Genomic DNA, 8180 nt, shown 5'->3' with positions numbered 1-8180 from the left:
CCAAAGCCGGGCAGGCCTGGCGGGAAGAGCGTCCGCCAAGCCTGCCCGGCTTCGACCAGCCTAAAGCACCCGAACCCATGTCAAATCGGGCCTCTGCGGAAGGTTTCGGGTCCGTTGTTGGCGTGATCAGAAGCTGAGGTTGGGGCGAGTCTGGGCTCGGGATGTCGGGCTTGGTGGGCTGTTGGTGGTGGAAGGTGGGAGTTACCGTCGAACCGGGTACCAGTGGGTGACGTGCCGGTCGGGGGTGGAGGTGGCGGTGTGGGGTCTGGTGGGTTGATCGCTGCCGCTGTGGTGGCCGGGGTGGTGGCGGCTGGGGCTGGGGGGCTTGCGGCGCCTGGTGATCCCGACGAGGTGTGGCGCGATACCGGGCTCCGCGTGGTGGATCGGGTGACGCGGGGTGACGGCGAGTGCGTGTCCCACTCGTTCGGGCAGGTGCAGGAGTTGTTGAAGGCGGTGCCCTGCGTGGCGTTGGACCGGATGTTGTTCACGCTCACCGACGACAAAGGTGGCACGGCGGTGGTGTTCGTGGCCTGGGTCGAGTTCGACGATCGTGACAAGGCCCGCGAGTTCAAGCGGTTGGAGGACGTCCACGGCACCGGTGACCTCACCCCGCTGTCGGGATCGCTCCTGCAGATCGTCGACGTGCCGTTCACCGCGCACAACTACGACTCCGCCGTGGTCGACGACGTGACCGTCGTGATCGCCGAGGCGGAGAACGTCGCGGGCGGCTTCACGGCCGAGTACCTGGACGACATCGCGGGCGTTGCCGTGCTCACACCCCGTCCCTGATTCGTTTCCGGCCCGTCAAGGCCACGAACAGGGGATACTCCGCACGAACGGGACCGGGATCCGGTTGGTGCGCGAGTGATCGGCAGAATGGGCGGGGATGGAGGTGCGAGTGATCCGGTGGGGCGTGCTGGTCGGGATGTTGGTCGCCTTGGTGGCCGCGCTCGCTGCCGCGCCCGGCGAGCAGGGCACGGCGATCCGGCCCGAGGTCGAGTGCGCGGAGCTGGTGCGGGACTTCGCGATCCCCGGCACGCGTGCGCACGTGACGCAGGCGGAAGTGGTGGCGGAGGGTGACGAGGCCGCGCACTGTGCCGTGCTCGGGTACGTCGAGCCGGAGGTCCGGTTCCACCTGAAGCTGCCGACCACGACCTACACCGGTCGCTACCTCCAGTACGGCTGCGGCGGGTTCTGCGGTGAGCTCGTGTCGCCCGCGTTCCCCGACTGCGGTCCGGAGATCGGCGGGCTCGCGGTCGCCACCACGGACGACGGGCACGTCGGCCGGGGCACGGTGAGGTCGGCCGACGGCAGGCCCGCGGCCGCCAACCAGGCCGCTCGCGACGACTTCGCGTTCCGCGCGCCGCACGTCGTCTCGATGGCCGCCAAGCAGGTCATCGAGGACTTCTACGGCGACCCGCCCTCGTTCTCCTACTTCGCCGGCTGCTCCAACGGCGGCCGGGAAGGGCTGCTGCTGGCCCAGCGCTACCCGGACGACTTCGACGGCATCATCGCCGGCGCGCCCGCGAACTACCAGACCCCGCTCGTGCTCTACCAGGCGTGGCTGGCCCGCACGAACACCGGCGCGGACGGCCTCCCGGTGCTCACCGCCGACCTGCTGCCGCTGCTGCACGACGCCGTCATGCGGCACTGCGACCGCCTCGACGGCCTGGTGGACGACCAGATCGACGACCCGCGCCGGTGCGACTACGACCCCGCGCCGTTGAAGTGCACCGCCGACGGCGGCAAGTGCCTCACGCCCGCGCAGCTCGACGTGGTACGCAAGCTGTACGCGGGCCCGAAGGACGCGCGTGGCAAGCGGCTCTACCCGGCCGGGCAGGAACGCGGCTCCGAGCCGGCCTGGGTGGACTGGATCACCCCGACCACCGACGCCCGCGCCGCGACGTTCTCCGCCCTGCTCGCGGACAACTTCCTCAAGCACATGGCGTTCCCGGTCGGCTCGCCGGGCTCGTCGCTGGCGGACGTCGAGTTCACCGCCGAGGAGTTCGCCCGGCTCAACGTCGAGGGCGTGCGCGGCAACGCGATGAGCCTCGACCTGGACGAGTTCCGCGACGCGGGGGGCAAGCTGATCCTCTGGCACGGCTGGGGTGACCAGGGCGTCCCGCCGCGTGCCCTGCTCGACTACTACGCGCGGCTGGAGCAGCGCGACGGCGGCGACGTCCGCTCTTGGGCCAGGCTGTTCATGGTCCCCGGCCTGCACCACTGCGGTGGCGGCGGCACGTTGACCGGTTTCGACCCGATCCGGGAGCTGCTGGCGTGGGTGGAGCAGGGCGCCGCGCCGGACCGGGTGATCGCCACGGGCCGTGACGCCGACGGTGACGCGGTGCGCACCCGGCCGGTGTTCCCGTACCCGCTGACCGCCCGCTACGACGGCACGGGCAGCGTGGACGACGCGGCGAACTTCGAGCCCGCGCCGCCCGCGGAGCCGACCCGGGACGCGGTCGACTGGGTGGGTGTCTACCTGCACGAAAAGCCTGGTCCGGTCGCTCCCTGACGCCTCGCCGGCCAAAAAATCCGAACGTCCGGGTTTCAAACCCGCTCGATCGGGCTACCCCGGATCGCGCCGAGTGGTCGGCGTTGGACCGTGTGCTTCGGGGCGGGGAACGGTGGTGCTCGATGGACTGGGAATTCGATGACGACAGCGCGGCGCGCGCACTGCTGGCCTACGTCTCGAAGGTGACGCGCGCGCTCGGCCTCAGCGGCGAGTGCTCGTGCGTGCAGTCCGACGGCTCGCGCCTGGGCGCCTATCTCGCGCTCGACGGCCACCTGCCCGGCTTCGCCGACCGGGACGTGGCGCTGCTGTGGGAGGAGGGCCGCGGCTGGGCGGTCGCGGTGGAGGCCGACAGCGCCGAGCCGCCGTTCGTGCTGGCCAGGCTGCGCGGCCCGGTCCTGCCGGAACCCGCCGCGGTGGCCCGCTGGGTCGAGGGGCTGGACCTCGTGGACGACGACCGCACGCTGCTGGCCGCGCGTTAACCTCGCACCGGCGCGCCGAGGGTGGCCTGCGCCTCGTCCAGGAGCGTCCGCACGCCCTGGAAGAAGCTGCTGGCGCTGTGCAGCGCGGTGTGGAACTGCTCGGCCTTCTCGTCGGACGCGCTGGTGAACACCAGCATCTCGGTCAGCTCCAGCCGCCGGTTCACCGACGCGACCGCCGTGCGCCACCGGTGCAGCAGGTCGATCAGCTCGGCGTCGCGGTGCGGGCTGAGCGCGCCCGACGACAGCGCCGAGTCCACCGCCGACTGCACCAGCCGCGGGTACACCCGCCTGACGCGTGAGCTGGTCGCGCTGAACGCCTCGCCGTCCAGCGTCTCCCGGTTGCGCGCCATCTCCAGCCGGATCGACTCGATCGCCTGGTTGCGCTGCTCGCGCTGCGACGCCCACCGCTCGGCGAAGATGCCGGTGATGCCCGCGAGCAGCGCCAACGAGTTCACCGCCGGTTCCCACCGGTCTCCGGGCGGCGACACGACGAACCAGCTCAGGCCCAGCGCCATCGCCACCGCGAGCGCGCCGAACGTGAGCGCCGTGATCGCGATCCGGGTCATCGGCGGTCAGTTCCCCCAGATGACGTTGGCCACGTCGTCGTCCGACCTCGGCGCGGGCACCGGCTCACCGGGCGCGAGCAGCAGCAGGTCCATGCCGAAGCCCTGCGACGAGCGCGGCACGCCGAAGTCCGAGTGGGTGCCGGCGACCTTGCGCATCCCGGCGCCGCGCACGATCCCGTCCAACGCCTTCCGCGCGTACTTGCGGGTCAGGTAGAGGCGGATGGTGTCCCGGTCGGGGAACGGCACCCGGTTCCGGTCGGGCAGCATCATCATGATGTCGCCGCCGGTCTGGTTCTGGTAGATCACCTTCACCTTCAACGCCCGGTCGCCCTCGACCGCGCCGCGGAACTGCACCGCGTCGACGTTGATCGTCAGGTCGGTGTTGTGCAGCAACGCGCTGGTCACGAACTCGCGGTAGGCGCGGCTGCGGGCGTACTCCTCGACCGCGTCCTGCGCCAGGTCGTCGTTGAGCGCCTCGGTGGTGGCGACCTCCAGCAGGAACAGGTCCTGCGGCCGGGCCAGCGCGGTCAGGTTCGCGAGCAGCTCGTCGTCGTGGTCGAAGTTCGCCAGCGTGTTGCCCAGCAGCGAGTACAGCACCGGCTCGTCGCCGACCAGCCGGTGGATCAGCTCGCGGAACTCGGCCAGGTTCTCGGTGATGGAGAAGTCCAGCTGCACCGGCACCACTCGGTGCCCGCGCAGGCCGACGCGGTGCGTGGCCTCCTGCGTGCCCAGCCGCAGCATCTCGGAGCTCATGTCCACCGGGACGTAGAGCAGGCCCGGGTTGTGCTCCAGCAGGTGCTCCAGGATCAGCCGGTCCTTGTGCCCGGTGCCGACGCCGAAGCTGACGTGGTGGAAGCCCTCGCCGATCCGGCCGCGCACCCGGCCCCAGCGGCGGGTGAACGAGTCCAGGCTCTGCTTCATGACCAGGTAGAACGGGTCGGCGCAGGCGTGCGCCCAGGCGATCGTCGGGCCGATGCCCCAGTAGGCGTAACCGGAGGTGATCTGCTTGCCGTCGCCGCTGGTCGACGGCTTGCCGAGCAGGTCGCTGGTCAGCGCGGCCAGCTTGTCCCGCTGGTCCTCGCCGACGAGCACCAGCGACCAGGCGAAGTCCGACTCGTCGATGGCCCTGGCCAGGTCGCCGACCAGCCGCCCGTCCCTCGCCGTCACTCGGCCTCCTCCGCTGTGGTCCGCTCCGCTGAGCCTACCGATCACCACCGACAGTCACGCCGCTTTTCGCCGCGGCGGGTGAGCCGGTGGCCAGGCGGCGTCCCGGACGGCTGTCCGGGACGGTTCCGGACAGCCGGACAGCCTGTGACCGGGGCGGAAGTGTCGCTAGCTTCAGCCGTCATGGGGGGCACGGTGCGGTTGTCGGTCCTGGGTCCGGTCGAGCTGGCGCACGGGGATCGGCTGATCCCGGTGCCGGGTCCGCAGCTCCGGTGCGTGCTGGCGGTGCTGGCCTCGGAGGCCGGTCGCGTGGTGCCGGTGGCGCGGTTGGCGGAGGCGTTGTGGGACGTGCCTCCGCCGACCGCCCGCGGCACGTTGCAGGTGTACGCGTCGAGGCTGCGCAAGCTGCTCGGCGGGTTCGGCGTGGCGCTGGTCGGCACGGGCGGCGGCTACCGGCTGGACATCGACCCGGACGACGTCGACCTGCACCGGTTCCGGGAGGCGGCGGCACGGGCGAGGGCCACGGCGGACGTGGCGGTGCGGCGGCGGCTGCTCGCGACGGCGCTGGGCGAGTGGCGCGGCGTGGCGTTGGCGGACACGGCGGACGGCCCGCTGCGCAACCGGCTGGTGGTAGCGCTGGCGGAGGAACGCCTGGCCGCGCTGGAGGACCGGCTGGAGGCCGACCTCGAGCTGGGGCGGCACCACGACGTGGTCGGCGACCTGACCGCGTTGGCCGCCGAGCACCCCGGGCGGGAACGGGTGGCGGGCGCCCTGATGCTCGCCCTGCACCGCTGCGGGCGGCGGGTGGAGGCCTTGGCGGTCTACCGGCGGTTGCGCGGGCTGCTGGTCGAGCAGGCGGGCGTCGAGCCAGGTGCGGACCTGCGCCACTTGCACCAGCGGCTGCTGGACGACGCCGACACCCCGGCCCGCGCCGCCGCGCCGACTCCTCGCCAACTGCCGCCGGCCGGTGACTTGGTGGCGAGGGAGGAGTACCTGGCCGCGCTGGACGCCCTGCTCGCCCCGCCGGTGCCGGAGCGGGCGGGGGCCGGGCGGCCTTTGGAGCCTGCTGCGGATCGGGCGGCGGTAGGGCGGCGTTTGGAGCCGGCGGCGGATCGGGTGGGGGATGGGCTGCCCTCCGCGCCTGCCGCGGTCGCCGGGCTCGCCGGTCGGTCGGCGGTGGACGACCGGGCCGCCGGGCAGGTGGGCGTCCTGTTCGCCGAGTCCGCCTCCCGCGTCGGGCCCGTTACCGGCGCGGCGGCGACGGGTGGGGTCGCAGGGTTCGCCGGGGCGGCGAGTGGCGGGGCCGTCGAGGCGGAGGTGGCGGGTGAGTCGTGTGCCGTGCCTGCCGGGCCCGTCGTGGTCGCGCTCGTCGGCACGCCCGGTGTCGGGAAGACCGCCCTCGCGCTCCGCTGGGCGCACCGCGTCGCCGACCGGTTCCCCGACGGGCAGCTCTACGCCGACCTCGGCGGGCACGGGGAAGGTGAGCCGGTGTCGCCGCGTGCCGTGCTCGGCGAGTTCCTGCGCGCGTTGGACGTGCACCGCGACCACGTGCCGGAGAGCGAGGCCGAGCGCTCGGCGCTGTGCCGGTCGCTGCTCGCCGACCGCCGCGTCCTCCTGGTCCTGGACAACGCCCGGTCCGCCGAGCAGGTCCGGCCGCTGCTGCCCGGCGCGCCCGGCTGCGCGGTCGTGGTCACCAGTCGTGCCGAGCTGGCCGGCCTCGCCGCCCGCGACGGAGCCCACCCGATCGCCGTCGTGCCGCTGTCCACCGACGACGGCGTGGCGCTGCTGCGCGGCGTGCTCGGCCGACGCGTGGACGTCGAACCGGCCGCCGCCGCACGGCTGGTCGACCTGTGCGGCGGGCTGCCGCTGGCGTTGCGGGTCGCGGCGCACCGGGCCGTCCGAAGACCCTCGGTGACGTTGACCGCGCTGGCCGCGCAGCTGGCCGACGAGCCCAGGCGGATCGACCTGCTCTCGCCCCCGGACGACCCGTCCTCCGCGGTGCGCGCCGTGTTCTCCTGGTCCTACCGGGCGTTGCCGCCCGACGTGGCGTCGGTGTTCCGGCGGCTCGGCGCGTTACCGGGCCCGGACTTCGACGCCGACGCCGCCGCCGCGGCCACCGGGTCGGACGTCCGGCACCAGCTCGCCGTGCTCGCCTCCGGCCACCTGGTGGAGGAGGTCGGGCTCGACCGCTACCGGCTGCACGACCTGCTGCGCGTGTACGCCGCCGAGCTGGCCGACCCCGACGAGCACGACGCCGCCGTGGCCCGGGTGCTCGACTGGTACCTGGACCGGGCGGTGGAGGCGGTGGCCGCGGTCGAGACCGACGCGGGCGACGGCGACCACGACACCGCCGCGCGGTGGCTGGACGCCGAACGCCGCAACCTCGTCGCGGCCACCCGCCTCGCCGCCGCGTCCGGCCTGCACGACCACGCCTGGCGGCTGCCGAACGCGCTGTGGCGGCACTGGTTCACCCTCGGCCTGCTGGACGACTGGACCGCGGCCCACGAACTCGGCCTGACGTCCGCGCGCACCCTCGGCGACATCCGCGCCCAGGCCGAGATGCTCAACGGGCTCGGCGTCGCCTACCAGACCGCCCAACGGCACACCGACGCGTTGGACGCCTACGAACAGGCGTTGGCGCTGTGGGAAGAACTCGGCAGCACGGCCGGTGCGGCGCGGACGTTGACGAACATCGCCGTCGTCCACTACCTGGCCGGGCGCTACCGGGACGCGGTCGAGCGGGGCGACCGGGTGCTCGCGCTGCGGCTCGACCAGGACGACGCGTTCGGCGAGGCGGTCGCGCACACCGCGCTCGGCGGCTTCCACCTCAGGCTCGGCGACACGACCCGCGCGCTCGACCACGGCCGGCGGGCGTTGACCCTGTTCGAGAAGCTGGCCAACCGGTTCGGCGTGGCCGCCGCCACCCTCAACCTCGGGCACGTGCACCGGCTGGCGGGCGAATCCGACCACGCGACCGCGCACTACCGCGACGCCCTGGTCCGGTTCCGCGAGCTGGGCGACCAGCGGCACGAGGGCGAGGCGCTGTGCGGGCTCGGGTCGGTGCACCTGGCGCGCGGCGCGCTCGGCCAGGCCCGTGACCACCTCGACGCGGCGTTGGCGGTCGGCGCCGTGGCGGACGATTCGTCGTTGCTGGGCGAGGTGCGGCACCAGTTGGGGCTGCTGCGCCTGGCGACCGGTGAGCCGGAGTTGGCGTTGCGGCACTTCGAGCACGCGCGGAGGGTCGGCGGCCGGTACGAGCGGGCACGCGGGCACCACGGGGTGGCGCGGGCGGAGTGCGCTTCGGGGCGGCACGGCGAGGCGGTGCGGTGGTGGCGTGCGGCGGCGGAGGGTTACGCGGCGCTCGGCGTGCCGGACCGGGCCGTGCCGGACTGCCGGCTGTGCGCGGCTCGCGTGAGCCCGTGAGTTCCCGGCGTCGGTCTACTTAGGACAGCAGTT

At 73.5% G+C, this 8180-nt stretch carries 6 protein-coding genes; 4 read left to right on the top strand and 2 right to left on the bottom strand.

What is annotated here, in order from left to right:
- The first annotated feature begins 387 nt into the window (after nucleotides 1-387).
- The 3 genes from ADK67_RS17810 (at nucleotide 388) to ADK67_RS17800 (ending at nucleotide 2994) form a co-directional block, all read left to right on the top strand.
- Nucleotides 388-789 carry a hypothetical protein gene (locus tag ADK67_RS17810; protein ID WP_157620519.1) on the top strand — a complete coding sequence of 134 codons (402 nt, stop codon included), beginning with the start codon at nucleotides 388-390 and terminating at the stop codon, nucleotides 787-789.
- A gap of 97 nt (nucleotides 790-886) precedes the next feature.
- Nucleotides 887-2515: a tannase/feruloyl esterase family alpha/beta hydrolase gene (locus ADK67_RS17805; RefSeq protein ID WP_082403545.1), complete on the top strand. Its 1629-nt coding sequence runs from the start codon at nucleotides 887-889 to the stop codon at nucleotides 2513-2515.
- Between the two features lie 122 nt (nucleotides 2516-2637).
- Nucleotides 2638-2994 carry a DUF6292 family protein gene (locus ADK67_RS17800; protein ID WP_053717535.1) on the top strand — a complete coding sequence of 119 codons (357 nt, stop codon included), beginning with the start codon at nucleotides 2638-2640 and terminating at the stop codon, nucleotides 2992-2994.
- Here the strand turns inward: ADK67_RS17800 and ADK67_RS17795 are convergent.
- Together ADK67_RS17795 and ADK67_RS17790 are read right to left on the bottom strand one after the other, a co-directional pair.
- Nucleotides 2991-3560 (bottom strand): hypothetical protein, encoded by a 570-nt coding sequence (locus ADK67_RS17795; protein WP_053717534.1) that lies wholly within the window; start codon nucleotides 3558-3560, stop codon nucleotides 2991-2993. The genes ADK67_RS17800 and ADK67_RS17795 overlap by 4 nt on opposite strands.
- A 6-nt stretch (nucleotides 3561-3566) precedes the next feature.
- Entirely contained in the window at nucleotides 3567-4727 is a 1161-nt protein-coding gene (locus ADK67_RS17790; protein ID WP_053717533.1) for an L-histidine N(alpha)-methyltransferase, read from the bottom strand.
- Nucleotides 4728-4907: 180 nt separating this feature from the next.
- On the opposite strand from ADK67_RS17790, the gene ADK67_RS17785 reads away from it, so the two are divergent.
- A complete protein-coding gene (locus ADK67_RS17785; RefSeq protein WP_053717532.1) occupies nucleotides 4908-8147 on the top strand; it encodes an AfsR/SARP family transcriptional regulator in 3240 nt (1079 codons plus the stop codon).
- Nucleotides 8148-8180 lie beyond the last annotated feature (33 nt).

It is taken from the genome of Saccharothrix sp. NRRL B-16348, from assembly GCF_001280085.1.
Lineage (GTDB): Bacteria > Actinomycetota > Actinomycetes > Mycobacteriales > Pseudonocardiaceae > Actinosynnema.
This window is presented reverse-complemented; position numbering and strand designations above follow the sequence as displayed.

Bases quoted from the DNA above. Each gene is read 5' to 3' on its own strand.
- ADK67_RS17805 (WP_082403545.1), top strand. From the start codon at position 887: ATGGAGGTGCGAGTGATCCGGTGGGGCGTGCTGGTCGGGATGTTGGTC.
- ADK67_RS17800 (WP_053717535.1), top strand. From the start codon at position 2,638: ATGGACTGGGAATTCGATGACGACAGCGCGGCGCGCGCACTGCTGGCC.
- ADK67_RS17785 (WP_053717532.1), top strand. From the start codon at position 4,908: ATGGGGGGCACGGTGCGGTTGTCGGTCCTGGGTCCGGTCGAGCTGGCG.
- ADK67_RS17795 (WP_053717534.1), bottom strand. From the start codon at position 3,560: ATGACCCGGATCGCGATCACGGCGCTCACGTTCGGCGCGCTCGCGGTG.